Raw genomic sequence first — 24,289 nt, 5'->3', positions numbered from 1 at the left:
TTTTTTTGTGGCAAGTGCTAGCGACTACCCCCGCACATCCTTGGGCGAACCCATCACCATGTAGCTGGTGATCGAACGCACATGTGGGACAGTACCCAGAATATCGGTGTGGAAGGCCTTGTAGGCAGGCAGATCGGCCACTTCGACGCGCAGGATGTACTCAAAAGCACCGGCGACATTGTGGCATTCGGTGACCTGATCGGCCTGTTGCATGGCCCGTTCAAAGCCTTCTTGGGCAGCTTTCGTGTGTTCGGAAAGACCGACGGCGACGTAAACCAGATAAGCCTTGTCCGTTTGGACCGGGTCAAGGCGCGCGCGATAACCCTTGATCACGCCTTTGCGTTCCAGTTCTTGCACGCGGCGCAAGCAGGCGGAGGGCGATAGCCCTACTTTGTCAGCCAGTTGCAGATTGCTGATCCGGCCATCGGCAGCAAGCGCACGCAATATCGCGTCGTTGATTGGGTCTGCTGTCATCATTTATTGCGACATTAGGCTATTTTTGCGCAAGTTAGCAATTTCATTGTGCCTTTCGCCCATTATCATTGCGCAATGAGCTTTGAGATCCTGATTGCCCTGATCGGCTTTGCCTTTGCCAGTTCGATTACACCGGGGCCGAACAACCTAATGCTGATGGCGTCTGGTGCCAATTACGGGCTGCGGCGCACAGTGCCACATATGCTGGGTATATCGCTCGGCCATGCATTCATGGTGGTGATGGTGGGCATCGTGCTGCTCAGGATGTTTGAGGCCTATCCGGCGCTGAACACCCTCCTGAAAGTGTTGAGTGCGGCCTATATGCTGTGGCTAGCCCGGAAGATCGCCAATGCTGTGGCGCCAGAGGCGAAGGAGGTGACGGGCAAGCCGTTCACGTTCCTGCAGGCGGCGGCGTTTCAATGGGTCAACCCCAAAGCGTGGTTCATGGCAATCACCGCGATCAGCGCCTATGCGCCGCAGGAGATGGGGGTGCTGATCGGGTCACTGCTGGTCGCACTGGTCTTTTCGGCAACCAATCTGCCATCGGTGACGGTCTGGGCCTGGATCGGTGTGCAGGTGCGGCGTTGGCTTGGCACGGCGCGGCGATTGCGCATCTTCAATGTGACGATGGCCGTGCTGCTGGTTGTCTCGCTTTATCCAATGTTGATGACCTGAGATAAAATTTAGCTAAATTTTATCATCCCGCGAGATTTTTCGTGACGAAAAATCTCGCGCGTCTCAGAACGGCACATCATCGGCGGCTGCGGCATTGACGACAAACTTGGCCACCACATTCTTTGACCCGGCCTTGTCGAATTCGATCTGCAATTTGTCACCTTCGATGCCGATCACCTCGCCGTAACCGAATTTCTGGTGGAACACCCGGTCGCCTTCGGTGAAGGCAGACACGGCTTCCATATCGATGGTCATATTGCGCGCCTCAGAGGGTTGCGCCATGCTGCGCTGCTGCCCGCGCGCCTGCAACCTGCGCCAGCCGGGGGAGTTGTAGACATTCGCCTCTGCCGCCTTTTCATGCAGGTCCGAGCCCATCATGCCCTGCACCGCAGGTGAGGCCGCAGCCGCGCCATATCCGCCGCCATAAAGGCCTGGCGGGGTCAGCACCTCCACATGATCCTCGGGCAATTCGTCGATGAACCGCGAGGGCATTTGCGACTGCCATTGGCCATAGACGCGGCGGTTTGCAGCGAAGGAAATCGTGCAAAGCTCCTCGGCCCGCGTGATGCCGACATAGGCGAGCCTGCGTTCCTCTTCGAGACCTTTAAGCCCGCTTTCATCCATGGAGCGTTGCGAGGGGAAGAGCCCGTCCTCCCATCCCGGCAGGAACACGGCGGGGAATTCGAGGCCCTTGGCCGCGTGCAGGGTCATGATGCTGACCTTCTCGCCCGGCTCATCGCTTTCATTGTCCATGATCAGGCTGACATGTTCGAGGAAGCCTTGCAGGTTCTCGAAATTCTCCAGCGCCTTGACGAGTTCCTTGAGGTTTTCGAGCCGTCCAGGTGCCTCGGGCGTTTTGTCGTTCTGCCAGAAGCCGGTATAGCCAGATTCGTCCAGGATCATCTCGGCCAGTTCGACATGGGTATCGGCCTCGGCGCGGACTTGCGCCGCCCAGCGATCAATGCTGGCGACCAAAATGGTCAGTTCCTTCAACCCCTTGCCGCCCAGCAGCTTGCCCTGACAGCAGAGCCGCGCGCCTTCGACCAGTGACACACCATTCGTCCGTGCGGTGCGCTGGATCGTTTGCACCGCCTTGTCGCCAAGGCCGCGTTTGGGCGTGTTCACGATCCGCTCGAAGGCCAGATCGTCCTCTGGGGTGACGGCGAGGCGGAAATAGGCCATCGCGTCGCGGATCTCCATCCGTTCGTAAAAGCGCGGGCCGCCGATGACGCGGTAGGGCAGGCCGATGGTCAGGAAGCGGTCTTCGAAGGCGCGCATCTGGTGCGAGGCGCGGACGAGGATCGCCATTTTTTCGAGGCCAATCGGCGCCATGCCTCTTGTGCCGCGTTGCATCGCCTCGATCTCTTCACCGATCCAGCGCGCCTCTTCCTCGCCATCCCAATGACCGATCAGGCGGACCTTTTCGCCGTCTTCACCACTAGTGAACAGCGTCTTGCCCAACCGCCCCTTATTGGCGGCAATCACGCCAGAAGCGGCGGCGAGGATATGCCCGGTCGAGCGGTAGTTTTCCTCCAGCCGCACCACATGCGCGCCCGGAAAATCCTTTTCAAACCGCAGGATATTGCCCACCTCGGCCCCGCGCCAGCCATAGATCGACTGGTCGTCATCGCCGACGCAGCAGATGTTCTTGTGCCCGCCTGCGAGCAGACGCAGCCAGAGATACTGGGCGACGTTCGTGTCCTGATACTCGTCCACGAGGATGTAGCGGAACCAGCGTTGGTATTGCTGCAGGATGTCGTCGCGGGTCTGAAAGATTGTGACCATGTGCAGCAGGATGTCGCCGAAATCGACCGCATTCAGCTCTAGTAGGCGCTGCTGATAAGCGGCGTAGAGGTCGACGCCCTTGTGATCGAACGCCCCGCTTTCGGCGGCGGGCACCTTGTCGGGTGTCCAGGCCTTGTTCTTCCAGCCATCGATAATCCCCGACAGCATCCGCGCAGGCCAACGTTTTTCGTCGATATCGGCGGCCACGATGAGCTGCTTCATCAGCCTGATCTGGTCGTCGGTGTCGAGGATGGTGAAGCTCGTTTTGAGGCCAGCCAATTCCGCATGGCGCCTAAGCAATCGCACGCAGACCGCGTGGAAAGTGCCGAGCCAAGGCATCCCCTCCACCGCCTCGCCCATCAGGCTGCCGATGCGGTTCTTCATCTCGCGCGCGGCCTTGTTGGTGAAAGTCACCGCGAGGATTTCGTTGGGCCGCGCCGTCCCGGTCGCCAGAAGATGCGCAATCCGGGTCGTCAGCGCTTTGGTCTTGCCCGTGCCCGCCCCGGCGAGCATCAGGACGGGTCCTTCCAGCGTCTCGACAGCCTCACGTTGTGCTTGGTTAAGCCCCTCAAGATAAGGCATCGCAGGTCGCGCCATCGCCCGCTGGCTTAGCGGCACAGCGGCCCCAAACGCGTCGTCTTCGGAAAAACTGCTCATGTGTGCAAAGGTAAACTGAATCCTGTGGCAGGGAAAGCCCTTGTTCACTTAATGTTCTGCACGTTGACTTCACCCCGCGCATGGGTAACGTCGCGCAATGGACCTGCACAGCCGCTACCCCGCGATTTCCGACCTCAAGGCCCGCGCCCGTTGGCGTATCCCGCATTTTGTGTGGGAATATCTGGACAGCGCAACGGGGATAGAAGCCACACAGGCGCGCAACCGGACGGCGCTGGATCAGGTCTTGCTGAACCCATCAATCCTGCACGGAGAGTTTGACCCCGACCTCTCGACCAGCCTGTTGGGGCAGACGCATCCTCTGCCCTTTGGCATCGCGCCTGTCGGCATGTCGGGTCTGATCTGGCCGGGGGCGGAAAAGATGCTGGCCAGGACGGCGGCGAAAGAGGGGCTGCCGTTCACTTTGTCGACTGTGTCCACGCAACTGCCCGAGGATATGTCCAGTCATCTGGGCGAACATGCCTGGTTTCAGCTTTATCCGCCACGCGACCCGGGCATTCGCGATGATATCCTCAAGCGCATCAAAAATGCAGGGTTTTCGACGCTTGTGTTGACTGTTGATGTCCCCGTCGCCTCACGGCGGGAGCGGCAGACACGCGGGGGCCTGACCAATCCGCCAAAGCTCACGCCACGACTGGCGATGCAGGCCGCGATGTGCCCTTTCTGGCTGAACGGTATTCGCCAGACGGGGATGCCGCGCATGAAGCTGATGGATGACTATTCAGAAAACCGTAGCGCCCTGCCCTCAAACAAGCATATCGGTTATTTGCTGCGGACCTCGCCTGACTGGGATTACTTCAAGTTATTGCGTGAGGCGTGGGACGGCCCCTTGATTGTCAAAGGTGTGGGGCGCGCGGATGATGCGGCACGGCTGACGGATGAAGGCGCTGATGCCATTTGGGTCAGCAACCATGCGGGGCGGCAATTTGACGGCGGGCCTGCCACGATTGAAACGTTGCCTGCGGTGCGCGCGGCGACGAATTTGCCGGTCATCATGGATAGTGGGATTGAAGGCGGGCTGGATGTGCTGCGTGCGCTGGCGTTGGGGGCCGATTTCGTGATGCTCGGCCGCGCGTTTCACTATGGCTTGGCTGCTTTGGGCGAAGTCGGGGCTGCCCATGTCGTCGACATTCTGCGCCAGGATATGATCAGCAATATGGGGCAGCTTGGCGCAAAAACGCTCAAAAACGTGGGCGACTGCCTACGAACTACCCAGTAATCCTTATGGACGCCCCAGAATTTGCCCCTTAAGGAATGCTGCAACTGCGAAGGGGAGTGTGATGGCCGAGTTTAACAAGATCCTGATTGCCAACCGCGGCGAGATTGCGATCCGCATCATGCGCGCCGCAAACGAGATGGGCAAAAAGACGGTCGCGGTTTTTGCTGAAGAGGACAAGCTGGGTCTGCACCGGTTCAAGGCGGATGAGGCCTATCGGATCGGCGAAGGGCTTGGGCCCGTCGCGGCTTATCTGAGCATTGATGAGATCATCCGTGTGGCCAAGATGGCCGGGGCAGATGCCATTCACCCGGGCTATGGGTTGCTTTCGGAGAACCCCGATTTCGTGGATGCTTGTGCGGCCAATGGCATCACTTTCATTGGCCCCAAGGCCGATACGATGCGTGCCTTGGGTGACAAAGCCAGCGCGCGGCGGGTCGCGATTGAGGCCGGTGTGCCCGTCATCCCGGCAACCGAGGTGCTGGGTGACGATATGGCGGCGATCAAGAAAGAGGCAGCTGAGATTGGCTATCCCCTGATGCTCAAAGCGTCCTGGGGTGGAGGCGGCCGCGGAATGCGTCCGATCTTTTCCGAGGATGAGCTTGAGGAGAAGGTGCGTGAAGGCCGGCGCGAGGCCGAGGCTGCCTTTGGTAATGGCGAGGGTTATCTCGAAAAGATGATCACCCGCGCGCGCCATGTGGAGGTACAAATCCTCGGCGACAGTCATGGCGTGATTTATCATCTGTGGGAGCGGGATTGCTCGGTCCAGCGCCGCAATCAAAAGGTCGTGGAGCGCGCGCCTGCTCCATATCTGAGCGGCACCCAGCGCGAACAATTGTGCAATCTGGGCAAGAAAATCTGTGCCCATGTGAACTACGAATGTGCAGGCACTGTTGAGTTCCTGATGGATATGGATTCAGGCGAGTTCTATTTCATCGAGGTGAACCCCCGCGTGCAGGTTGAACACACCGTGACCGAAGAGGTGACGGGCATCGATATCGTCCGCGCGCAGATCCTGATTGCCGAGGGCAAATCGCTGGTAGAGGCGACGGGCTGTGCTTCGCAATACGATGTGAAGCTCGACGGCCATGCGTTGCAGTGCCGGGTCACGACCGAGGACCCGCTGAACAACTTCATCCCCGATTATGGGCGTATTCAGATGTACCGCTCGGCCACTGGCCCCGGCATCCGTCTGGACGGGGGCACTGCCTATTCAGGCGCTGTGATCACCCGCTACTACGACTCGCTTCTGACAAAAGTGACCGCCCGCGCACCCACGCCGGAAATGGCAATTGCGCGGATGGACCGGGCCTTGCGCGAATTCCGTATTCGCGGGGTCAGCACGAACATCGCCTTTGTCGAGAACCTGCTGAAGCACCCGACCTTCCTCAACAACGAATACACGACCAAATTCATTGACGAGACGGCGGATCTGTTTGACTTTGAGACCCGCCGCGACCGGGCCACGAAAATCCTGACCTATATCGCGGATATCACGGTGAACGGGCATCCCGAAACCGCCGGTCGCCCCCTTCCGGCTGCGGATGTGAAACCGCCCAAGCCCCCCGTGAAACCTACCACCGATGTTCCAGCGGGCACGCGCAACATCCTTGATACGTCGGGGCCACAGGCCGTCGCCGACTGGATGCGCGATCAGAAACAGCTTTTGATCACCGACACCACGATGCGCGACGGGCATCAGTCGTTGCTCGCGACGCGCATGCGCTCCATCGACATGATCAATGCCGCCCCGGCCTATGCTACGAAGATGAGCGGGCTTTTCAGCGTTGAATGCTGGGGTGGTGCCACGTTCGACGTGGCCTACCGGTTCCTGCAGGAATGCCCTTGGCAGCGCCTGCGCGATATCCGCGCTGTGATGCCCAACATCATGACGCAGATGCTGCTGCGCGCCTCAAACGGGGTGGGCTACACGAATTATCCGGACAATGTGGTACAGGCTTTTGTGGCGCAGGCTGCGGCGTCTGGCGTGGATGTGTTCCGAGTGTTCGACAGCCTCAACTGGGTTGAGAATATGCGCGTGGCGATGGATGCCGTGATCAAGGCCGAGAAGGTCTGTGAGGGCACGATCTGCTATACCGGCGACCTGATGGACCCGGCCCGCGCCAAGTATAATCTGAAATACTATGTCGCGATGGCCAAGGAGCTTGAGGCGGCGGGCGCGCATGTGCTGGGGCTCAAGGATATGGCCGGGCTGATGAAGCCAGCGGCGGCCACGGTATTGGTCAAGGCATTGAAAGAAGAGACAAATCTGCCGGTCCATTTCCACACGCATGACACGTCCGGGGCGGCGATTGCGACGGTCCTCGCGGCCTCTGCCGCTGGTGTGGATTGCGTGGATGGAGCGATGGATGCGCTGTCGGGCAACACCTCTCAGCCGACTTTGGGCTCAATCGTGGAGGCTTTGCGGGGCAACGACCGCGACACGGGCCTCGATATCGGAGCGATCCGCGAGATCAGCAATTACTTTGAACAGGTCCGTGCGCATTATGCGGCGTTTGAGAGCGGGCTGCAGGCCCCGGCGTCGGAGGTCTACCTGCATGAAATGCCGGGCGGGCAATTCACCAATCTTAAGGCACAGGCACGCTCGCTTGGTCTTGAAGAACGCTGGCACGAGGTGGCCCAGACCTATGCGGATGTGAACCAGATGTTTGGCGACATAGTGAAAGTCACGCCATCGTCCAAGGTCGTGGGTGACATGGCGCTGATGATGGTCAGCCAGAACCTCACCCGCGCACAGGTGGAGGACCCGAAGGTTGACGTCGTCTTTCCCGACAGCGTGGTCGACATGATGCGCGGCGCGCTCGGCCAACCACCCGGTGGCTGGCCAAAGGCGATCCAGGAAAAGATCCTCAAAGGCGAAAAACCGATGACCGAGCGCCCCGGCAAGGCGCTGAAACCTGTGGATCTGGAGGCGACACGCGCCGATCTGTCGGCCCAGCTTGAGGGTCAGGAGATCGATAACGAGGACCTGAACGGGTACCTCATGTATCCCAAAGTCTTTTTCGATTATGCGAAGCGGCACAATATCTATGGCCCGGTCCGCACCCTGCCCACGCGCACCTTCTTTTACGGGATGGAACCCGGGGAAGAGATCGCGGCCGAGATCGACCCCGGCAAGACGCTCGAAATCCGGCTGCAGGCCGTAGCGGAAATGAACGAGGATGGCGAGGTCAAAGTCTTCTTTGAACTCAACGGCCAGCCGCGCACCATCCGGGTTATGAACCGCCTTGCCGCAGCTGAAAAGGTGCAGCGTCCCAAAGCTGAAGACGGCAATACAAATCACATTGGCGCGCCCATGCCAGGGGTTGTCGCCTCCGTCGCCGCTCAGGCAGGCAAAGAGGTAAAGGCGGGCGATCTTCTGCTGACCATTGAGGCGATGAAGATGGAAACTGGCATTCACGCGGAACGTGACGCGGTGATCAAAGCGGTGCATGTTCAAGCTGGGGGACAGATTGATGCCAAGGACCTGCTTGTCGAACTGGACTAAGATCATCTGGGTTGCTTTGGGCCTCAGTACCGTCGCACATGCCCAAGAACCACCTCTGCCGCCTTGCACATTGGCGTCGTACCGCGCGGCAGCCGTTCCGGATGTCGCGAAATCCTGGCCCATCGTCGCGCGCAATGCGTTCGACGAAAGCGGCATCGCTCATCCATCTCTGCTTATCTCGCTGCTGATCGCCATTGAAAGCGGTGGCGGCGCATCATGCCTTTCGGCCTATCTCGTTGACGACCTTATCCGGTCGCCTGACGGGGCCATCACAGGCAGGGTTGTCCCAACAAACAGAGACCACCCAGTGTTCTTCGGCGACAAAATTGTAGTGGACCCTCAGATGATCATCGATTGGCGCTATGCGGAGAGCACGAACGGCCCGCGTTACGGGGATTTTCAAGGCCGATCTTTACTGAACAAAACAGAGCTTGAAGCATTGGGTTTCAGCCCAGATGCGATGCCACCACATTGGAAGTGAAAGGTTGATGGCGCAACGGCTTGCTCTGCTCTCCATCTTGGTGCCGGACTACGAAGCCGGTATAGCGTTTTTTGTAGACAAACTAGGCTTCGAGCTTTTGGAGGATACCGATCTCGGCGGTGGCAAACGCTGGATCCGTGTAGCGCCTGCGGAGGCCGAAACGGGCTTTCTGCTTGCCCGAGCGGTTGGGGAGCGGCAGATCGCTGCCATCGGAAATCAAGGGGGCGGTCGTGTATCGCTGTTTCTTGAAACCGATGCATTCGCCGATGATCATGCCCGGATGATCGCGAATGGAGTGATCTTTGAGGAACCCCCCCGCGATGAACACTATGGAATTGTTGCAGTGTTTCGTGACCCCTTTGGCAACCGCTGGGATCTGATCGAGTTCAAGAGTTAGGCGGTCGAAAAGCGGCTCCATTTAATCTCCATCGAAACTCATCTATCGACTGACGAACCGGTGACGTCTTAAGGTGTGCTAACGACCAAGAAATCCGTAGATGTAAGCAAATGCGAGGCGTACAGCTAGGTCCGCACGTCATCGGTGGCTTTAGCGAACCGTGATGTCACTTGCAAAAAATGTCGACGAGCGCGGTTTTGCACTTGCGAACTGACAGAAGTGTTTATAGATGACCTCTCACACAATGGAGTGCGGGCGTAGCTCAGGGGTAGAGCATAACCTTGCCAAGGTTAGGGTCGTGAGTTCGAATCTCATCGCCCGCTCCAATTTAGACCAACAAACCCAGTTGGTTACGATATGGTCGCTCTCAGGCGGAGCTTCGCCATTTTATGCCATTGGATCACAACTGCTTCAAATCGTCGCCCATTTGACGCCAAATTCCAGATGTAGCTACGTGATTGAAAAACCGTAGAATTTGGCATCATGGTGCGTCCTAGAACCGACGAATAACCCTTCTTGCGCTCGAAACCCAGCGGAGTCCTCAAGGTAATATGGTACGAGAAAGGCAACTGACGCCGCAAGATTACTGACACAAGATGTCAAGTTACGGCACAGGCAATGATCCCGAGCATCGTTCTCGCCGGAACAAAGCCTTCTCTTGGTGCGGAAACGAGGACCGATCAGGCATTGTTAACGATGCCTGATCGGATTGGCATGAACGTGACCGAGGATCTTCACACTGAAGACGAATGTAGCTTTATCACCGCCCCCCTGCGCCCACACTATGCGGCAGGCTGCGGCTGAATTCGTTGTGGTTCTGCAAATTGTGATGAAGCCGCCTTATTCCGCGCAAACGGTGACTGTGTCTGTGAATCCACCTCGTAAGCCGCCAAGGTCGCGTCAACCCTCATACGCGCAGCGAGAGACGGAACGCGAGCAGGTTTTTCGGGGACGACGGGCAGAGGCTGCTCCTCCAGCAGTTCCGCTGCCATCAATGCTTCGTCGGCAAGTTCCTCTTCAAACTCATCCCAGGCGTCGGCTACGATCGCGGGCGTTTCATCAGGTTCGATCATTAGATCATCAGGCAATGCCTCTTCGGCTATGTCGGCAGCCGTGTTTGCAGCCACCCGGGTCAACATATCCGTAGTCTTTACCAAGGATGCTAGTGCCAATTGTCCTACAAGGGACGGTGCAGTGTCGACGCCAACCAGCGCGTAAAGACTTGGGATCAGATCATAGAGATCATCGGTTTCATCCCGCGACCGATCGGTCATCAAGATAGCGCTGATATACGGGTTTTTCCGCTCTCCGGAGAGGGCCACGGCATGGGTCATCTCACCCTGCACCTTTTCATCCATGACCAGAAGGTCAATCGTGTCAGAGCGGACCAGCATCTCAGCGGCCGCCCGCGTGTCGACACAAAGGATTTGGAACCCTTTTTCAATTAACGCTCGGGAACTGGCAACGGCGGCGATGGGATCATGACGTAAAATCAAAGCGCGCATCGGATTCTCCTAATATATGGCAGCGATTGCGGGCACCTTACGCCGCGAAAACTTAAAACTTGCTGAAAAGCCGCCAGAGTTTTTCCGCTCTCTTGGCCCCTGCCCCGGATGCGCCTATAGAGACGCGCAAAGAAGAGGAATGGCGATGCGCACGGCGACGATCACACGTGAGACGGCGGAGACGGATATCTCTGTGACGGTGAACCTTGACGGGACCGGAGAGTATGACAACCAGACCGGCGTCGGGTTTTTTGATCATATGCTGGATCAATTGTCGCGCCATGCGCTGATCGATATGACGATCCGGGCCGAAGGCGATCTGCATATTGATGACCACCACACGGTGGAGGATGTGGGCATCGCGCTGGGTCAAGCGCTGACACAGGCGCTCGGCGACAAAAAGGGCATACGGCGCTATGGCGCCTGCCATCTGGCGATGGATGACGCGCAGGTGCGTTGCGCGCTCGATCTGTCGGGGCGGCCTTATCTGATCTGCAATCTCGACCTGCCATTCGGCAAGATTGGCACGTTTGATACCGAATTGGTGCGGGAGTTCTTTCAGGCGCTCAGCACCCATGGCGGCATCACGCTGCATATCGACCGTCTGCATGGGTTCAACGCCCATCACATTGCGGAGGCCGCGTTCAAAGCGGTTGCGCGTGCACTGCGCGAGGCTGTTGAGACCGATCCGCGCAAGGCCGATGCCATCCCGTCGACCAAGGGCAGCCTATGACCACGGCCCTTGTCGATTACGACAGCGGCAACCTGCATTCCGCCCAGAAGGCATTTGAGCGGATGGCGGCGGAGATTGGCGCGGGGTCGATCATCGTAACGGCGGACCCGGATGTTGTGTCCAAAGCCGACCGGATCGTGCTGCCGGGTGATGGTGCCTTTCCCCATTGCCGGGCGGAGCTTTTTGCCCGGTCTGGCCTGGCCGAGGCCATCATTGAGGCTGTGACGGTCAAGGCGCGGCCCTTCTTTGGCATCTGCGTCGGCATGCAGATGATGGCGACGACTGGCCATGAATATGAGCCGACGCCCGGCTTTGACTGGGTGGCGGGCGATATCCGGCGGATCGCGCCCGAAGATGCGGCCTTGAAGGTGCCGCATATGGGCTGGAACGATCTTGTGATCGACCATCCTCACCCGGTGCTGGAAGGGATCACGACGGGCGATCACGCATATTTCGTGCATTCTTACGCGATGGATGTAACGCATGCGGCAGAGCGGCTGGCCCATGTGGATTATGGGGGGGATGTGACCGCGATCATCGGGCGCGACACGATGATCGGCACGCAATTCCACCCCGAAAAGAGCCAGCAGGCCGGTCTGCGGATGATCGGGAATTTCCTGAAGTGGACGCCTTAGCGGGGCTCACAGAACGTCTCGTTTAGAAGACGTTGCAGCGCTGTTGCGAGATTGCCATCGCGCAAGGGTGATCCGTGGCAGGACAGCAATATGGTCGGTGGGCGTAACGCCAGCTGCTTTTCGACCCAACGGCAGAATTTCCCGCTATCCTTGATCCCGTATTTCGGGAAGGTGCCCAGCATGGATGGCGCGTCGGCCTCCTCGCCCGCCGGGTGTCGTTTGGTGCTGAAGGCGTCGGTGACGACCCAGGCAACTTCCTCCCCTAGCACGATCTCCGACCAGACTTCCCCAGTCTTCAGGCCCTCTGGTTCAAGCAGGCGGGTTCCGTCAGGCAATTGCGGGGCGAGTGCTTTCACGTCCGAAAAGGCCAACCCGGTGATCTTCTTCAGCCTTGGAGCCGCGGCGTTCGACGACATGAGTGTCGCACGTGGAAACGCCGCAACATGCTCCTTAAGGCCCATATTGTGGTAGTGGTTCGGCGCGAGAAGCACGGAGATGCCGCCCTTCTCACCCAGTTCCGTTTGTGCCTCCTGCGCCATTCCCGCGATGGGGCTGTAGAGACAATAGGTTCCGTCCTTGAGCCTCAAGGCGAAAGACGTGAGCTTTGCGGATTGCAGAAGATAGACGCCGTCAAGGCCGGGCGCGGGCGTGAAGTGCATGTTCATGTCTGCTCCAATGCGGCAAGGTTGGCGCAAACCATATCTACCAGATAGCGGCCTGCCCGATTTGATTGCTGTGCCCGGTTCTGCGCGTGAATGCCCATCACGGCGGAGACCAGCGCTTTGGCGAGTGTCTCGGGATCAAAACGCGCGGGCTGTCCGGCGTCTCGTTCCAGCGCCTGCCTGAAATGCGCCTCAAGTGCTGTCCAATAGGCGCGTGCGGCTTCGTCCAGCCTCTCGCTTTGGACACGGGCATTTTCGATGCCGGTATTGACGATCAGACAGCCGAAATCACTGGAGGTGAGCGAGCCGTCCGCCACCAGACCGCGAAAGAACGCCATCACTTCAGCGATCCCACCCGTCTTCATCGGCGCGAATTCCTCGGTCATGGCAGCGTCGACATAATAGCGCAGCGCTTCGAGATAGAGCCCCTCTTTCCCGCCAAATTCGGAGCGGATGGCAAACTGGTTCAGGCCTGTCAGCCGCTCCAGCTCGCGCACGCCCAGCGCCTGATAGCCGTGCTGCCAGAACGCCATACAGGCTTTGGCAATCGCATCTTCGCGGTCATATGATTTTGGTCGCGCCATTTCTATACGATTGCATAGAAATTATTTCAATGCAAGTGCATAGAAACAGGATTCCGCCAAACGCAAAGAAGATCGGGTGACTTTTCTGTCAGATCGCCGATACTGCGCGCAAAAGAAAAATCAGGAGCAGTTCATGTATCACCGACGCTTTGTCATCGGCGCACTTGCGGCCCTTGCCGCATGCGGTCGCCGCCGCGAGGATGACACGCCATCGCGCGCCAGCAATGACATCCCGCTTTACCCCAATGAGACGCCGGAATTGCGGCGGCTGATCAACAAATATGCGGAGGTCCACGACATCCCGGTCACCTTGCTGCACCGGGTGATCGTGCGCGAAAGCACCCACCGGCCCTGGGCGCGCAACGGCCCCTATTACGGGCTGATGCAGATCCTGCCCGAGACGGCGCGCACGATGGGATATCGAGGATCACCGGAAGGCTTGCTCGATGCCGAGACGAACCTGATATATGCGGGTCGCTACTTGCGCGGGGCGTGGCTGGTATCGGACGGGGATGAGGCGACGGCGGTCAGCTGGTATGCGCGCGGCTATTACTACGAGGCGAAACGGCGCGGGATGCTGGTGGAGACAGGCCTGCGGCCTGGCTGACGAAAGATGCCGCGCGGCAAGGCGCGGCATCCCGACATTTTCATCTACTGATCAGTTCGCGCGCGTCCAAGTCCCGCCGTCACGGCAGATGCCGAACACGCATCCTGAAACTGCCAGAGAATTCCCGCTCAGCTGAAGGCGCGAATTGTAAGTGCGGTCGCGGTCGGGCGCATAGACCTTGCCACGATAGGCGCCGCCACCTTGCGGCACCATTTCCGAGATGATCATGCGCCCGTCAAACTCGGTCGAGATCTGATTGCCTGACGCATCGAACGACTGCACCAACCGCCCACAAAACGCATTGCCACAAGGTGCCACCTGAATGATGCCGGAATTGCCATTGTCATCGCGCGCGGTCTGCCAGCGCCCCTCCAAAGGGTCTGCCAGGGCAGAAGTGGACAGAGCGATCAGGACTGCAGCTGCGATTTTGAGGGTTTTCATCTTTCAGGTCCTCCCAGTTGTTGGCGTCAGGATGCGCGGTTCTTTCCGGCGCAATCAAGTCTGCATGTGACGTGACGCTGCGTTGCAATTGGTGGCCCGGCAGGCGTAAAGACTGGGCAAACCTCTGAAAGGCACCGCATGATCCTTTATCCCGCGATTGATCTCAAAGATGGTCAGGCCGTGCGCCTTGTCCATGGCGATATGGATCAGACGACGGTCTTTAACGACGACCCGGCAGCGCAGGCCAAGGCCTTTGTCGCGGCGGGCTGCGAATGGCTGCATCTGGTTGATCTGAATGGCGCGTTTGCCGGAGAGCCGGTAAATGCTGCCCCGGTTGAGGCGATCCTCGCCGCCTGCCCGGTGCCCGCGCAATTGGGTGGCGGCATTCGGGACATGGCCACGATTGAACGCTGGCTGGATAAGGGGCTGGCGCGAGTCATCCTTGGCACGGTCGCCGTCGAAAACCCGGACCTCGTGCGGGACGCGGCGCGCGCCTTTCCCGGTCAGGTCGCGGTTGGCCTTGATGCGCGCAACGGCAAGGTGGCCACGCGCGGATGGGCGGAAGAGACTACCGTGATGGTGACGGACCTTGCGAAATCCTTTGAAGATGCTGGGATCGCAGCGATCATCTACACCGACATCCTGCGGGATGGGGCGATGAAGGGGCCAAATGTGGCCGCGACAGCCGCCTTGGCAGAGGCTGTTGATATTCCGGTCATCGCCTCTGGCGGTGTGTCGTCGCTGGAAGACCTTAAGACACTCCGGGATACTGATGTGATTGCAGGTGCGATATCGGGCCGCGCGCTTTACGACGGAGCGATTGACCTGAGCGCGGCGCTGACACTGCTCAAGGACGCGGCATGAGCATGGTGCGCTTCACCGCCCTGCCCGCCAGCAGTGCTTTGCATCAGCGTCGGGTGCCGGATGATTTCCTTGATTGCTACGCAGTCCATGCCGACACGACACCGCGTGCAGCTGCTGAGGTGATCACCGATTTTCCCGGCTGGGCGCAGTTTCTGCTGCTGATCCGCAGGATCATGACGGCGCCGTTTGGTCTGGACAATGACGGACCGGATGTGCCTGACAAGGTCGGGCCATTCCCCGTTGAAAGCGAAAGTGGGACGGAGCTCATCGCCGGATTTGACGATAAGCATCTGGATTTCCGTGTCTCGGTGATGGCGCTGGACGGCCAGGTGAGCCTCGCCACTTGGGTGTCGCCCCACAATATCGGGGGACGACTTTATCTCGCGGCGATCATGCCGTTTCACATTGCGATTGCGCGCAATGCTTTGGCGCGGGTCGCTAAGGCGCAATAGCCTTGTCTGTCAGCATGTTGAGGGCACCGTTCATGCGGCCGATGACCTCTGCGCTCATATCAACGCTCAGCCCGTCCAGCAGCGTCTCGGCGGTTTCATAGCTGACAGCCACGCTGCCATCCGCAGCCTCATGCACCAGCACGCGCAAGGGCAGCTGCAGGCCTGCGACGATATCCATGTTCATCACCGGCGTCCCCAGACGTGGATTGCCAAAGATCAACAGCTGCGCCTCCGGCATCTCCAGATCGACGCTCGCCGCACCCGCCCCGTGATCCACACGGGCAAAGACCGTGGCCCCTGCCCCGTTCACCGCTGCTTCGAGCGCGTCCATCGTCTCTGCCACCGTTTTGGGTGACGGTTTTGAGACAAGCTCTGCTGCTGCTTGTGTCGCCGAAAGCCCGATCAGGGCCGTTGCAATGAGGTATTTCATAAGTTGCTCCCAGTTCCGGTGGCCAACGCCTATCACCCCCCTCTTCCCATTTCCCGCCTTTCCGCCTAGAGATCACGCCATGTTGAAGACCCGCATCATCCCCTGCCTCGACGTGGCCGAAGGCCGCGTGGTGAAAGGCGTGAATTTCGTCGATCTGGTGGATGCGGGTGACCCGGTGGATGCAGCTATCGCCTATAACGCAGCAGGTGCGGATGAGCTCTGCTTTCTCGACATCTTGGCGACGCAGGAAAATCGCGGGACGATGTTCGACCTCGCCACCCGCACGGCGGAGCAATGTTTCATGCCGCTGACTATCGGTGGTGGCGTGCGGACCCACCATGATGTGCGCGATCTGTTGCTGGCAGGGGCCGACAAGGTCAGCTTTAACTCCGCCGCGGTCGCCGACCCTAATGTGGTGGCCGAAGCCGCGATGCGCTTTGGCTCGCAATGCATTGTCGTCGCCATTGATGCGAAGACGGTGGCACCGGGGCGTTGGGAGATCTTCACCCACGGCGGGCGGCGGCCTACAGGCATTGACGCGGTCGCGTTCGCCAAAACCGTTGTTGAGAAGGGCGCGGGCGAAATCCTTCTGACCTCGATGGATCGAGATGGCACAAAGTCCGGCTTCAATCTACCGCTGACCCGCGCGATCTCAGACGCTGTGGACGTTCCCGTCATCGCATCGGGGGGCGTCGGAACGCTCGACCACCTTGTCGAAGGTGTGACCGAAGGCGGCGCGTCTGCCGTGCTCGCCGCGTCGATCTTCCATTTCGGCACCTACACAATCGTGCAGGCCAAGGCGCATATGGCGGCGGCTGGTATACCGGTGAGGCTGTCATGACGCTTGATGATTTAGCCGAGGTGATTAGGGCGCGCAAAGGCGCTGACCCTGACAGCAGCTGGACCGCGCAATTGCTGGCCAAAGGGCCAGAGAAGTGTGCCGAGAAGTTTGGGGAAGAGGCGGTTGAGGCGATCATTGAGGCGGTCAAAGGTGATCGCGCCAGTCTGACCGCAGAAGCGGCGGATGTGCTTTACCACCTGCTGGTAATGCTGGCCGCCTGCAATGTGCCGCTTGATGCCGTGATGGATGAATTGGCCAAACGGCAAGGCCAATCCGGGATCGCCGAAAAGGCCGCACGCCCTTAGAGCTTTGAAGATACGCGCCCGGTGACAAAACCGCCCATTCTGAGTTCATTGAACAGGCGCTGATACTCGATCTTCGGACAGCGGTTCTGGATGACGTCAACGCCGCGCGCTTTGGCCTTCGCCGAAGCCTCAGCATGTTCGACGCCGATCTGCATCCAGATAGTCCGTAAATCCGGCCAGCGCGCTAAGGCGGCATCCACAATCGGTGGCACGGCCTCTGACCGGCGGAAAATGTCGACCATATCCACATCATCAGGGATATCCGCGACATTGCCATAGACCTCCTCGCCCAGCAGCGTTTGCCTGGCCAGACCCGGATTGACCGGGATCACACGATAACCTTTGAGGCCCAGATAGCGTGCGACGTAATAGCTGGGCCGCACCGGATTGGCAGAAATGCCCACAACGGCAATCGTCTTGGTCCGTTCAAGGATCGCGCGCAGATGATCATCCGTATAGGTCATGGCATCCTCGTATCAGCAGACCGCGCGACAAAAAAGCGCCCGGTGCAGACCGGGCGCAAGGTATGGAACGAGGGACAGTGAGCCGAAACGCACTTGTTCCAGAAATGCGTTTCCAAACTATATGTATGTTGGCGGCTAAGCTCTCAGTAGAGTTGATCAGCAAAATGTGAACGTGCGTTAAGCGCCGCCCCTACCAATGCGCTGCCCGCCAATGCGCATCGGCCAGAGAAATGAAACGTTCAGGGTCCTGCCGCCAGCGATCACGCGCCGCAATGGAATGAGTGAGATAGAGCCGGCCCTCGTGAATAGTCCAAGCATCCGGATCGCTGGGCGACCATTGCCCGCTGATAAGTGACATCGCGCAATACCCGCCATAGCGCGGCGCAAAGACGCGCGGTGCTGCCTCGAACGCGGCCATGTTGATTGCGCTCTCAAACCGCCAGATCGCCTTGCGCCACATCAAACGGTGCGCATCCTGGCCTGCGATCGGTGCATCATTGCGGAAGTAAGACACCGGATCGATCCCGCGAATGGCATAGCCACCCTCCGCAAACACCGCCGCAGGCGTGGCAAAAGCCTTATTGCCCACAAAAGCGGTGGCGGCGAATGCGCCAAGAATGGATCGTCGTGTGATCATGGATAGGACTGCTCCGATAACGCCTGTTGCGTCTCAAGATGCGCACAGATTGCGCGTCTGCCTACCCACCTCGCCAAGCCGTGAGCGATGTTGAAAGGGCGTCAATCAAAGACCTCGTCCACGATCTCTTCCATGACATCCCATAGACCGGACATCACTTTGCGCCCGAAGCTTTTGCTTTTGCGTCGTTTTTTAGGACGGCGGGCATAGTCGTCATCATAGTCGCGGTGGTACTTCTTGGTTTCTTTGTAGCCATGCTTTGTAACCTTGCCCCGCTTTGGCTGGGCGTCTTTTGGTAACATTTTCATTGCATGGATCGGCGCGCCGCAATTGCTGCAGGTCAGCTCATGCCGCTCTTTGCCACGCAAAACCAATGCGGCACGGGTCCCGCAATAACAACATGTGGTAATCTTCGTCGCGCCCATCAGATGCCCGCCTTCTTCTCAGCCTCGGATAGCATATAAGGCCACTGCCGCAGCATTCGAGACGTTGAGCGAGCCAAAAGCGGCCGCCGCGTCGATTCGCACAAGCTGATCGCAGGTCTCCTTGGTCTTATCGCGCAAGCCCGGCCCTTCGGCACCAAGGACGAGTGCCACAGGCCGGTCGCGTTTACCCTCAATGGCGGCCTCAATCGTCTGCTCTGCCTCGCCATCAAGACCCAGCACGAGATAGCCAACATCCTGCAGCGCGATCATCGCATCAGCCAGATTGCGGACACGCAGATAGGGCTGTCGCTCCAGCGCCCCGCTTGCTGTCTTCGCGAGCGCCCCTGTCTCGGGCGCGGAATGCCGTTGCACCGCGACAACCGCCCGCGCACCGAAAACCTCCGCTGACCGCAAAATGGCACCGACATTATGCGGGTCCGTCACCCGGTCGAGCAGGACGATGCGCGGCGGCATCGCCCCATCACCGAGGGCGAGATCGTCGAGTGAGCCCCAATCGAGCGGCTTGACCTCAAGCGCGGCCCCCTGATGCACCGATTGCGGATCAATCGGTGCGGCGAATTTCCGGGGGTCGGAGATTTCGGGCGTCAGACCGCCGGTGGCCACCGCCTCTCCCAGCCGGTCCAGCGCATTGCGGGTCACGACCAGACGCAGTTTCTCGCGTTTCGGGTTCAGCAAGGCATCCCTCACCGCATGCAAACCAAAGAGCCAGACGGTCTCTTGCGCGGCGGCCCGTTTCGCCTGTTCCTTGGCGATGACCCACTTTGGTTTCTTCATGATCGGTTCCCGTTTGGTCATCCACGCAAGCGCGATACCCGACAAAGCGGGGCAAGTGAAGTGCCACGACTTTTGCGGTTGACGGCCTAAGGGGCGGCAGTTAATCAGCCCGTCAGTGGGCGACAGGCCGCAAGGTGTGGCAGGGGACTGTAACTCCCTCGCGGAGACGCACGCCTGGTTCGATTCCAGGGTCGCCCACCATCTCGCACTTTTGTGTTGAAAATCCCGCTAACACCTTGAAGGAAAAGGTAGTTTTAGCGGTTCGATAGCCACTCTTACGATTGTAGCTCAGTGGCTCCGCGAAGGCCAGTTTGAGCACTATTCTACGCAGCGCAATACCACCATTCTCGTATATATTACAAGGGCTTGCCAGGAAGGCCCTAGTGTGTTCGATAAAGTCGTCGAACCTGCCCTTTCTCGCCGCACCTCAATTGCCTTATCGGCATTCAAGGCAGTGGTAAGTCTTCAATCCTTGAGAGTTTGCGTTACGCACTCAACATCCCCTTTGGTGAAAAGGCCCAGGACAAGGACTACAAGAGCGGCTTGCTTACCTATATTTTGAAAAGCGGCGGCAAGATCATTGCCGAAGCCACTGACCGGCACGGCGGGCGGTTTGAAGTCAGCCGCATCTGGAATCATTCGCCCGATGTGTATGTTGATGGAGCACTGCGTCCCGGAGTCTCGATTAAATAAACAGTCATCGCTAAGCCTCTGTATTTTGGTCAGAAAGACCTCTCTGCCGCAGGAAAAGGGTTTGGGCACGACCTCGTTAAAAATTGATGGGCGATAGCCTCAAAACAGTTCGCCAGACTATCACGGAGAAGGCCGAAGAGCTTGAGACTGCCGTGCAGAACTACCTTTCCGTTCGCAGCGACGCGGAAGACAAACAGGCCCTCGAAGACGAGTCAAGGGGCACTGATCTGCTGGCTGACCATGGGTGGTTTTGATCTTCTTTCCGCGCCGGGCGCTGTGAATGCCAAGCTGGCGCATCAAGCTTTCGACTGTGCAGCGGGCGACATCAATCTTCTCACGCTTCATCGCATGCCAGAGTTTGCGTGCGCCGTAGACAGACCGGTTCTTCTTCCAAACCTCTTTCATCTCTGTGCGCAAAGACGCATCCCGCTTAGCGCGATCCGAAGCACGGTCGGGATCACGCTCGATGGCAAGACGTTCATAAAAAGTCGAAGGGGCAATCTGGAGAACCCTACAGATCGGCTCGACCCCATGCGCCCCACGATGATCCTGGATGAACGCAATCATTTGCGGAATGGGCGGTCGAGCTCCGCCTGTGCAAAATAAGCAGACGCCTTCTTCAAAATCTCATTGGCTTGGCGCAGCTGCCGGTTCTCGCGCTCAAGTTCCTTGATGCGATCCCGATCCGCAGTCGTCAAACCATCGCGCTTGCCAGTATCCGTCTCATACTGCTTCACCCAGATGCGTAGGCTGTCCCTGCTGCATCCAACCTTCTGAGAGATCGACAAAATTGCCGCCGATCTGCTCGCGTATTCTGTCTCGTGATCCAAAACCATCCGCACCGCTCTCGCGCGCAGTTCCTCTGGATAACGTGTTCCGTTCTTCGTCTTTCCCATGACCCAGTATCCTTACTTCTGGGCCTCCGGCAAACAAGGGGCGGTTCGGTCAGTGATCCAACTTGGTTTCAGGAGGATCGTCGTAAACCGACCAACCGAAATCCCCCTTGCTCTCAGGTAGGTCTTCTTGGCGCAGGTTCCCGGCCAGATAAGTCTTGGCGATGAAGTTTGCCGTAATCGGTGCTGTCAGGAACAGGAAAAGCGTGATCAGGAGTTCGTGGACCGAGATGTGTCCGGTTCTGGCGTAAAAGAAGATCATGGAGGCGATCAGGACACCACCCACACCCAACGTCGTCGCTTTGGTTGGCGCATGCAGCCGCTGCAGCGGGTCTTTGAGTTTTATCAGCCCATAAGAGCCCACAAAGCCAAAGATACCGCTGATAACAAGCGCCAGTGAGATCAAGAGTTCCGCAACAAAGCCCATCGGATCCCCCCTATTCGATGATGTCGCCGCGCAGGATGAAGCGACAATAAGCGACCGTTGAAACAAAACCGACCATGGCGATCAGCATCGCAGGCTCAAAATAAATCGCAGAACCGCGCCAGACCCCGTAAAGGACCAGAAGGGCAATCACATTGATCACCATCGTATCCAGCGCGAGGATACGGTCCGCGGGATCAGGGCCAATTGCGATGCGCCACAGATCCAGTAAAAGCGCCACGCCATAACAGCCAGCTGCGAAGACAAGAGCGTATTCAATCATTGAAAAATCTCCAAAAGGCGGCTTTCGTAGCGGGATTTGATCGCGTCGCGGACACTGTCTGGATCATCGGTATGCAGGCAGTGCACGAGGATGGAATTGCAATCGGCGGCAAGCGTTGCGGACACCGTTCCGGGCGTCATGGTAATCGTTCCGGCCAGAACCGTGATCGCCTCGGCCGAGGTCAACTCAAGCGGTATGGGGATCCATTGCGAATGGATTGTCTGTTCACGCTTGAACAGGATGATCATGGCAACTTCGACATTCGCCACAACGATATCCCACAGCACAATTAGCGTGTATTCTGCTATCTTCAGCGGGCGCGAAATGGCTGGACGATTGGGCCAATAGGCTGCCGTGACAATCGGAATGATGAGACCGAAAACCGAGCCAAGGATCAGGTTCCCCAAGGTGAACGTGTTCACAAGGCCAATCCAAACCAGAACCAGTGTCAGGCTCAAAAGCGGGTGCGGGATCAGACGGTGCAGCATCGGTCAGCTTTCCTCCCCTGCAGCGCCGCTCAGCACTGCATCAACATAGCCCGCCCGATCGAAAAGCTGTGCGGACGTGTCATCAAGATAGGCGGCAACCGGACCGGCAAAGACTGCAAGCGCACCCAGAAGGCCAAGCGCCAGCATCACCGGGGCGATCTGCATCGTTGTCGCAGGTGCTGCAGGTGCGCTGGCACCACCCTGATCATCGTCTGTCGGCGCCGCGACTGAAGTTGATTTCCAGAAAAGCGTGCTTCCAGCGCGACCGAAGCCCACAATCGTTAAAAGCGACCCGACAAGGATTGCCGACCACGCCCAGCCGATAACACCCGGCTCTCTCAAAGCGTCGAGGACAAGAAGCTTGCCCAGAAAACCGCTCAGCGGCGGCATGCCGACCATTGCAATGGCGGCGGCAAAGAAAAGTGCTGCAAAAAGGCCGTTTTGGGCAGTGACCGGCTGTGCGCTGAGTCGGTCCCCGGACCGACGTGTGACAACAAGATCAGCGATCAGGAATAGACACGCCGCCGCGAAGGTCGAATGCACCATATAGTAAAGGGCAGCAGTGGTCGCTGTTGTCGAGAAGGCAGCAACCGCCACCAAGAGCGTCCCCATCGATCCCACGACAGAAAACGCGATCAACGGCATCAGGCGTCGCGCACCAAGCACCCCAAAAGCCCCGACAGCAATGGTCATGATCGCAGCGGGGAAAAGCCACGTGCCTGCAAGATCCTCGGTCCCTGTGATACCCGGCCCGAACGCCGTGGTGTGGACCCGCAGTATTGCGTAAGCCCCAACTTTGGTCATGATCGCGAAGAGTGCCGCCACCGGAGCGGGGGCATTGGCATAGGTCATGGGCAACCAGAATTGCACGGGGAAAAGTGCCGCCTTCACCGCAAAGACGACCATCAAAAGGATCGCTGCCACCCGGACAAGTGCGGCCTCTTCAGGCGGGATCTCAGGTATGCGGGTCGCGAGATCCGCGATGTTGAGCGTGCCGGTCGAGGCATAAAGTGTGCCGAGCGCGAACAGAAAGAGCGTCGATCCGGCAAGATTCATCACCACATATTGCAGACCCGCGCGCATCCGGTCTTTCCCGCCGGAATGGATCATCAATCCGTAGGACGCGATGAGCAGCACCTCGAAAAAGACGAAAAGGTTAAAGACGTCGCCCGTCAGGAACGCGCCGCATATGCCCATCAGCTGAAACTGGAAAAGCGCGTGGAAGTGACGCCCCCGTTCGTCCCACCCTGTCGCGATTGCGTGGATCAGAACGATCAGCGCCAGCGTCGAGGTCAGAAGAACCATAAGCGCTGAGAGGCGATCCAGCACCAGCACAATGCCGAAGGGCGCGGGCCAGTCGCCCAGCCGATAAACATGCGTTGTGCCGTCCGCCGCCACCATGGCAAGGCCCACGGCCACAGCCAGCAATATGACCGTGCCCGCGACCGAGGCAGTACGCGCCAGCGTGATGTCGTGCCGCATCACAAATCCGATCAGCGGGGCAAGAAGCGCGGGCAGGAAGACGGGCAGGATGATCCAGTGCATCAGGCGCACTCCTCGGCTTCCGACGCGTCGTCGCGCTCGCCCTCATGCGGGTCGATGTCGATGCGGTCGCTTTCAGATTCCAGAAACGCGCCTAGCCCCATCATCACCAGAACGGCTGTCATTCCGAAAGAGATCACGATGGCCGTCAACACCAGCGCCTGCGGCAGTGGATCGGAATAGCTGGCGTCACCATAGGGCGACAGTATCGGCGACTGATCGATGGCAAGCCGTCCACTGGCAAAAAGAAAGACGTTCACCGCATAGGACAAAAGCGCGAGACCAAGAATGACAGGGAAAGTCCTGAGACGCAGCAGAAGATAAACCCCGCCCGCCGTCAGAACACCGATGCCGCTTGCAACGATAAACTCCATC

General features: G+C 58.7%; 29 protein-coding genes, 2 tRNA genes, 2 pseudogenes and 1 other annotated feature. Of the genes and pseudogenes, 15 read left to right on the top strand and 18 right to left on the bottom strand.

The features are described from left to right. Nucleotides 1-24: 24 nt before the first annotated feature. Nucleotides 25-477, bottom strand: coding sequence for an Lrp/AsnC family transcriptional regulator (locus tag SLH49_RS10100; protein WP_320269034.1), 453 nt, complete (start codon nucleotides 475-477; stop codon nucleotides 25-27). A 72-nt stretch (nucleotides 478-549) separates the two neighbouring features. On the opposite strand from SLH49_RS10100, the gene SLH49_RS10095 reads away from it, so the two are divergent. Then, nucleotides 550-1,149, top strand: coding sequence for a LysE family translocator (locus tag SLH49_RS10095; RefSeq protein WP_320237833.1), 600 nt, complete (start codon nucleotides 550-552; stop codon nucleotides 1,147-1,149). Between the two features lie 63 nt (nucleotides 1,150-1,212). Here SLH49_RS10095 and SLH49_RS10090 read toward each other — a convergent pair whose 3' ends face one another. After that, nucleotides 1,213-3,591: an ATP-dependent helicase gene (locus SLH49_RS10090; protein WP_320269033.1), complete on the bottom strand. Its 2,379-nt coding sequence runs from the start codon at nucleotides 3,589-3,591 to the stop codon at nucleotides 1,213-1,215. Nucleotides 3,592-3,688: 97 nt separating this feature from the next. Here SLH49_RS10090 and SLH49_RS10085 point away from each other — a divergent pair, with 97 nt between their 5' ends. From SLH49_RS10085 to SLH49_RS10065, 5 genes are all read left to right on the top strand, one after another. After that, nucleotides 3,689-4,828 (top strand): alpha-hydroxy acid oxidase, encoded by a 1,140-nt coding sequence (locus SLH49_RS10085; protein ID WP_320269032.1) that lies wholly within the window; start codon nucleotides 3,689-3,691, stop codon nucleotides 4,826-4,828. A gap of 61 nt (nucleotides 4,829-4,889) precedes the next feature. Further along, nucleotides 4,890-8,333 (top strand): pyruvate carboxylase, encoded by a 3,444-nt coding sequence (locus SLH49_RS10080; protein WP_320269031.1) that lies wholly within the window; start codon nucleotides 4,890-4,892, stop codon nucleotides 8,331-8,333. Continuing rightward, on the top strand, nucleotides 8,317-8,814 hold the full coding sequence (locus SLH49_RS10075) for a hypothetical protein (RefSeq protein ID WP_320269030.1): 498 nt from the start codon (nucleotides 8,317-8,319) through the stop codon (nucleotides 8,812-8,814). The genes SLH49_RS10080 and SLH49_RS10075 overlap by 17 nt, the downstream gene beginning before the upstream one ends. Nucleotides 8,815-8,821: 7 nt before the next feature. Next, on the top strand, nucleotides 8,822-9,211 hold the full coding sequence (locus tag SLH49_RS10070) for a VOC family protein (RefSeq protein WP_320269029.1): 390 nt from the start codon (nucleotides 8,822-8,824) through the stop codon (nucleotides 9,209-9,211). A 251-nt stretch (nucleotides 9,212-9,462) separates the two neighbouring features. Then, a tRNA-Gly gene (locus SLH49_RS10065) sits at nucleotides 9,463-9,537 on the top strand. A 456-nt stretch (nucleotides 9,538-9,993) separates the two neighbouring features. Here SLH49_RS10065 and SLH49_RS10060 read toward each other — a convergent pair. Beyond that, nucleotides 9,994-10,716, bottom strand: coding sequence for an imidazoleglycerol-phosphate dehydratase (locus tag SLH49_RS10060; RefSeq protein WP_320269028.1), 723 nt, complete (start codon nucleotides 10,714-10,716; stop codon nucleotides 9,994-9,996). Between the two features lie 145 nt (nucleotides 10,717-10,861). Between SLH49_RS10060 and hisB the strand changes: the two genes are divergently transcribed. Beyond that, complete coding sequence (gene hisB, locus SLH49_RS10055) at nucleotides 10,862-11,449, top strand: imidazoleglycerol-phosphate dehydratase HisB (protein ID WP_320269784.1); 588 nt, start codon at nucleotides 10,862-10,864, stop codon at nucleotides 11,447-11,449. Then, entirely contained in the window at nucleotides 11,446-12,084 is a 639-nt protein-coding gene (hisH, locus tag SLH49_RS10050) for an imidazole glycerol phosphate synthase subunit HisH (RefSeq protein WP_320269027.1), read from the top strand. The genes hisB and hisH overlap by 4 nt, the downstream gene beginning before the upstream one ends. Here hisH and SLH49_RS10045 read toward each other — a convergent pair. After that, complete coding sequence (locus SLH49_RS10045) at nucleotides 12,081-12,749, bottom strand: hypothetical protein (protein ID WP_320269026.1); 669 nt, start codon at nucleotides 12,747-12,749, stop codon at nucleotides 12,081-12,083. The two genes, hisH and SLH49_RS10045, sit on opposite strands and share 4 nt — an antisense overlap. After that, nucleotides 12,746-13,330, bottom strand: coding sequence for a TetR/AcrR family transcriptional regulator (locus tag SLH49_RS10040; RefSeq protein WP_320269025.1), 585 nt, complete (start codon nucleotides 13,328-13,330; stop codon nucleotides 12,746-12,748). The genes SLH49_RS10045 and SLH49_RS10040 overlap by 4 nt, the downstream gene beginning before the upstream one ends. Nucleotides 13,331-13,463: 133 nt before the next feature. Here SLH49_RS10040 and SLH49_RS10035 point away from each other — a divergent pair, with 133 nt between their 5' ends. After that, a complete protein-coding gene (locus tag SLH49_RS10035; protein ID WP_320269024.1) occupies nucleotides 13,464-13,937 on the top strand; it encodes a lytic transglycosylase domain-containing protein in 474 nt (157 codons plus the stop codon). 51 nt (nucleotides 13,938-13,988) lie between these two features. Here the strand turns inward: SLH49_RS10035 and SLH49_RS10030 are convergent, their stop codons facing one another. Further along, on the bottom strand, nucleotides 13,989-14,378 hold the full coding sequence (locus SLH49_RS10030) for a DUF2147 domain-containing protein (protein WP_320269023.1): 390 nt from the start codon (nucleotides 14,376-14,378) through the stop codon (nucleotides 13,989-13,991). 138 nt (nucleotides 14,379-14,516) lie between these two features. Between SLH49_RS10030 and hisA the strand changes: the two genes are divergently transcribed. Both hisA and SLH49_RS10020 read left to right on the top strand, forming a co-directional pair. Further along, nucleotides 14,517-15,242 (top strand): 1-(5-phosphoribosyl)-5-[(5-phosphoribosylamino)methylideneamino]imidazole-4-carboxamide isomerase, encoded by a 726-nt coding sequence (gene hisA, locus SLH49_RS10025; RefSeq protein WP_320269022.1) that lies wholly within the window; start codon nucleotides 14,517-14,519, stop codon nucleotides 15,240-15,242. Then, entirely contained in the window at nucleotides 15,239-15,694 is a 456-nt protein-coding gene (locus tag SLH49_RS10020) for a DUF2867 domain-containing protein (protein ID WP_320269021.1), read from the top strand. Before hisA ends, SLH49_RS10020 begins: the two co-directional genes overlap by 4 nt. Here SLH49_RS10020 and SLH49_RS10015 read toward each other — a convergent pair. Next, entirely contained in the window at nucleotides 15,681-16,124 is a 444-nt protein-coding gene (locus SLH49_RS10015; protein ID WP_320269020.1) for a DUF302 domain-containing protein, read from the bottom strand. The two genes, SLH49_RS10020 and SLH49_RS10015, sit on opposite strands and share 14 nt — an antisense overlap. Nucleotides 16,125-16,203: 79 nt before the next feature. Here SLH49_RS10015 and hisF point away from each other — a divergent pair, with 79 nt between their 5' ends. Both hisF and SLH49_RS10005 read left to right on the top strand, forming a co-directional pair. Next, complete coding sequence (gene hisF, locus SLH49_RS10010) at nucleotides 16,204-16,965, top strand: imidazole glycerol phosphate synthase subunit HisF (protein WP_320269019.1); 762 nt, start codon at nucleotides 16,204-16,206, stop codon at nucleotides 16,963-16,965. Beyond that, nucleotides 16,962-17,270 carry a phosphoribosyl-ATP diphosphatase gene (locus SLH49_RS10005; protein ID WP_320269018.1) on the top strand — a complete coding sequence of 103 codons (309 nt, stop codon included), beginning with the start codon at nucleotides 16,962-16,964 and terminating at the stop codon, nucleotides 17,268-17,270. Before hisF ends, SLH49_RS10005 begins: the two co-directional genes overlap by 4 nt. Here the strand turns inward: SLH49_RS10005 and SLH49_RS10000 are convergent. The 4 genes from SLH49_RS10000 to rlmB all read right to left on the bottom strand — a co-directional run bounded on the left by SLH49_RS10000 (nucleotide 17,267) and on the right by rlmB (nucleotide 19,591). Further along, on the bottom strand, nucleotides 17,267-17,734 hold the full coding sequence (locus SLH49_RS10000) for a CoA-binding protein (RefSeq protein WP_320269017.1): 468 nt from the start codon (nucleotides 17,732-17,734) through the stop codon (nucleotides 17,267-17,269). The genes SLH49_RS10005 and SLH49_RS10000 overlap by 4 nt on opposite strands. A 190-nt stretch (nucleotides 17,735-17,924) precedes the next feature. Further along, on the bottom strand, nucleotides 17,925-18,371 hold the full coding sequence (locus tag SLH49_RS09995; RefSeq protein ID WP_320269016.1) for a YHS domain-containing (seleno)protein: 447 nt from the start codon (nucleotides 18,369-18,371) through the stop codon (nucleotides 17,925-17,927). Nucleotides 18,372-18,472: 101 nt separating this feature from the next. Next, nucleotides 18,473-18,796 (bottom strand): hypothetical protein, encoded by a 324-nt coding sequence (locus SLH49_RS09990; protein WP_320269015.1) that lies wholly within the window; start codon nucleotides 18,794-18,796, stop codon nucleotides 18,473-18,475. Nucleotides 18,797-18,814: 18 nt separating this feature from the next. Beyond that, on the bottom strand, nucleotides 18,815-19,591 hold the full coding sequence (gene rlmB / locus SLH49_RS09985; protein WP_320269014.1) for a 23S rRNA (guanosine(2251)-2'-O)-methyltransferase RlmB: 777 nt from the start codon (nucleotides 19,589-19,591) through the stop codon (nucleotides 18,815-18,817). A gap of 117 nt (nucleotides 19,592-19,708) precedes the next feature. Between rlmB and SLH49_RS09980 the strand changes: the two genes are divergently transcribed. Further along, a tRNA-Tyr gene (locus SLH49_RS09980) sits at nucleotides 19,709-19,792 on the top strand. A gap of 213 nt (nucleotides 19,793-20,005) precedes the next feature. After that, nucleotides 20,006-20,496, top strand: a pseudogene (locus tag SLH49_RS22340) (AAA family ATPase); the annotation flags it as partial. Here SLH49_RS22340 and SLH49_RS22335 read toward each other — a convergent pair. From SLH49_RS22335 to SLH49_RS09945, 7 genes and pseudogenes are all read right to left on the bottom strand, one after another. Next, nucleotides 20,405-20,851 carry an IS3 family transposase gene (locus tag SLH49_RS22335; RefSeq protein WP_413785292.1) on the bottom strand — a complete coding sequence of 149 codons (447 nt, stop codon included), beginning with the start codon at nucleotides 20,849-20,851 and terminating at the stop codon, nucleotides 20,405-20,407. The pseudogene SLH49_RS22340 and the gene SLH49_RS22335 sit on opposite strands and share 92 nt — an antisense overlap. Further along, nucleotides 20,777-20,893: a sequence feature (AL1L pseudoknot), on the bottom strand. (Overlaps the previous gene by 75 nt.) An 80-nt stretch (nucleotides 20,894-20,973) precedes the next feature. After that, a pseudogene (locus SLH49_RS22330) lies at nucleotides 20,974-21,120 on the bottom strand (IS3 family transposase); the annotation flags it as partial. A 109-nt stretch (nucleotides 21,121-21,229) separates the two neighbouring features. Continuing rightward, a complete protein-coding gene (locus tag SLH49_RS09965) occupies nucleotides 21,230-21,604 on the bottom strand; it encodes a Na+/H+ antiporter subunit G (protein ID WP_320269012.1) in 375 nt (124 codons plus the stop codon). Nucleotides 21,605-21,614: 10 nt separating this feature from the next. After that, a complete protein-coding gene (locus SLH49_RS09960; RefSeq protein ID WP_320237807.1) occupies nucleotides 21,615-21,884 on the bottom strand; it encodes a K+/H+ antiporter subunit F in 270 nt (89 codons plus the stop codon). Then, nucleotides 21,881-22,372 (bottom strand): Na+/H+ antiporter subunit E, encoded by a 492-nt coding sequence (locus tag SLH49_RS09955; protein WP_320269011.1) that lies wholly within the window; start codon nucleotides 22,370-22,372, stop codon nucleotides 21,881-21,883. Before SLH49_RS09955 ends, SLH49_RS09960 begins: the two co-directional genes overlap by 4 nt. Before the next feature lie 3 nt (nucleotides 22,373-22,375). Next, nucleotides 22,376-23,920, bottom strand: coding sequence for a monovalent cation/H+ antiporter subunit D (locus tag SLH49_RS09950; RefSeq protein ID WP_320269783.1), 1,545 nt, complete (start codon nucleotides 23,918-23,920; stop codon nucleotides 22,376-22,378). Next, nucleotides 23,917-24,288: a Na+/H+ antiporter subunit C gene (locus SLH49_RS09945; protein WP_320269010.1), complete on the bottom strand. Its 372-nt coding sequence runs from the start codon at nucleotides 24,286-24,288 to the stop codon at nucleotides 23,917-23,919. The genes SLH49_RS09950 and SLH49_RS09945 overlap by 4 nt, the downstream gene beginning before the upstream one ends. Between the last annotated feature and the right edge of the window lies 1 nt (nucleotide 24,289).

Source organism: Cognatiyoonia sp. IB215446 (genome assembly GCF_033963825.1).
Lineage (GTDB): Bacteria > Pseudomonadota > Alphaproteobacteria > Rhodobacterales > Rhodobacteraceae > Yoonia.
This window is presented reverse-complemented; position numbering and strand designations above follow the sequence as displayed.

Excerpts from the sequence above, each read along its gene's own strand:
- SLH49_RS10040 (WP_320269025.1), bottom strand. The coding sequence starts at position 13,330 with ATGGCGCGACCAAAATCATATGACCGCGAAGATGCGATTGCCAAAGCC.
- SLH49_RS10095 (WP_320237833.1), top strand. The coding sequence starts at position 550 with ATGAGCTTTGAGATCCTGATTGCCCTGATCGGCTTTGCCTTTGCCAGT.
- SLH49_RS09990 (WP_320269015.1), bottom strand. The coding sequence starts at position 18,796 with ATGGGCGCGACGAAGATTACCACATGTTGTTATTGCGGGACCCGTGCC.
- SLH49_RS10045 (WP_320269026.1), bottom strand. The coding sequence starts at position 12,749 with ATGAACATGCACTTCACGCCCGCGCCCGGCCTTGACGGCGTCTATCTT.
- hisH (WP_320269027.1), top strand. The coding sequence starts at position 11,446 with ATGACCACGGCCCTTGTCGATTACGACAGCGGCAACCTGCATTCCGCC.
- SLH49_RS10090 (WP_320269033.1), bottom strand. The coding sequence starts at position 3,591 with ATGAGCAGTTTTTCCGAAGACGACGCGTTTGGGGCCGCTGTGCCGCTA.
- SLH49_RS10060 (WP_320269028.1), bottom strand. The coding sequence starts at position 10,716 with ATGCGCGCTTTGATTTTACGTCATGATCCCATCGCCGCCGTTGCCAGT.
- SLH49_RS10015 (WP_320269020.1), bottom strand. The coding sequence starts at position 16,124 with ATGAAATACCTCATTGCAACGGCCCTGATCGGGCTTTCGGCGACACAA.
- SLH49_RS10020 (WP_320269021.1), top strand. The coding sequence starts at position 15,239 with ATGAGCATGGTGCGCTTCACCGCCCTGCCCGCCAGCAGTGCTTTGCAT.
- hisB (WP_320269784.1), top strand. The coding sequence starts at position 10,862 with ATGCGCACGGCGACGATCACACGTGAGACGGCGGAGACGGATATCTCT.
- SLH49_RS10100 (WP_320269034.1), bottom strand. The coding sequence starts at position 477 with ATGATGACAGCAGACCCAATCAACGACGCGATATTGCGTGCGCTTGCT.
- rlmB (WP_320269014.1), bottom strand. The coding sequence starts at position 19,591 with ATGAAGAAACCAAAGTGGGTCATCGCCAAGGAACAGGCGAAACGGGCC.
- SLH49_RS09960 (WP_320237807.1), bottom strand. The coding sequence starts at position 21,884 with ATGATTGAATACGCTCTTGTCTTCGCAGCTGGCTGTTATGGCGTGGCG.
- SLH49_RS10080 (WP_320269031.1), top strand. The coding sequence starts at position 4,890 with ATGGCCGAGTTTAACAAGATCCTGATTGCCAACCGCGGCGAGATTGCG.
- SLH49_RS22335 (WP_413785292.1), bottom strand. The coding sequence starts at position 20,851 with ATGATTGCGTTCATCCAGGATCATCGTGGGGCGCATGGGGTCGAGCCG.
- SLH49_RS10085 (WP_320269032.1), top strand. The coding sequence starts at position 3,689 with ATGGACCTGCACAGCCGCTACCCCGCGATTTCCGACCTCAAGGCCCGC.
- SLH49_RS10005 (WP_320269018.1), top strand. The coding sequence starts at position 16,962 with ATGACGCTTGATGATTTAGCCGAGGTGATTAGGGCGCGCAAAGGCGCT.
- SLH49_RS09995 (WP_320269016.1), bottom strand. The coding sequence starts at position 18,371 with ATGATCACACGACGATCCATTCTTGGCGCATTCGCCGCCACCGCTTTT.
- hisA (WP_320269022.1), top strand. The coding sequence starts at position 14,517 with ATGATCCTTTATCCCGCGATTGATCTCAAAGATGGTCAGGCCGTGCGC.
- SLH49_RS09945 (WP_320269010.1), bottom strand. The coding sequence starts at position 24,288 with ATGGAGTTTATCGTTGCAAGCGGCATCGGTGTTCTGACGGCGGGCGGG.
- hisF (WP_320269019.1), top strand. The coding sequence starts at position 16,204 with ATGTTGAAGACCCGCATCATCCCCTGCCTCGACGTGGCCGAAGGCCGC.
- SLH49_RS10030 (WP_320269023.1), bottom strand. The coding sequence starts at position 14,378 with ATGAAAACCCTCAAAATCGCAGCTGCAGTCCTGATCGCTCTGTCCACT.
- SLH49_RS09955 (WP_320269011.1), bottom strand. The coding sequence starts at position 22,372 with ATGCTGCACCGTCTGATCCCGCACCCGCTTTTGAGCCTGACACTGGTT.
- SLH49_RS10035 (WP_320269024.1), top strand. The coding sequence starts at position 13,464 with ATGTATCACCGACGCTTTGTCATCGGCGCACTTGCGGCCCTTGCCGCA.
- SLH49_RS09965 (WP_320269012.1), bottom strand. The coding sequence starts at position 21,604 with ATGGGCTTTGTTGCGGAACTCTTGATCTCACTGGCGCTTGTTATCAGC.
- SLH49_RS10070 (WP_320269029.1), top strand. The coding sequence starts at position 8,822 with ATGGCGCAACGGCTTGCTCTGCTCTCCATCTTGGTGCCGGACTACGAA.
- SLH49_RS10000 (WP_320269017.1), bottom strand. The coding sequence starts at position 17,734 with ATGACCTATACGGATGATCATCTGCGCGCGATCCTTGAACGGACCAAG.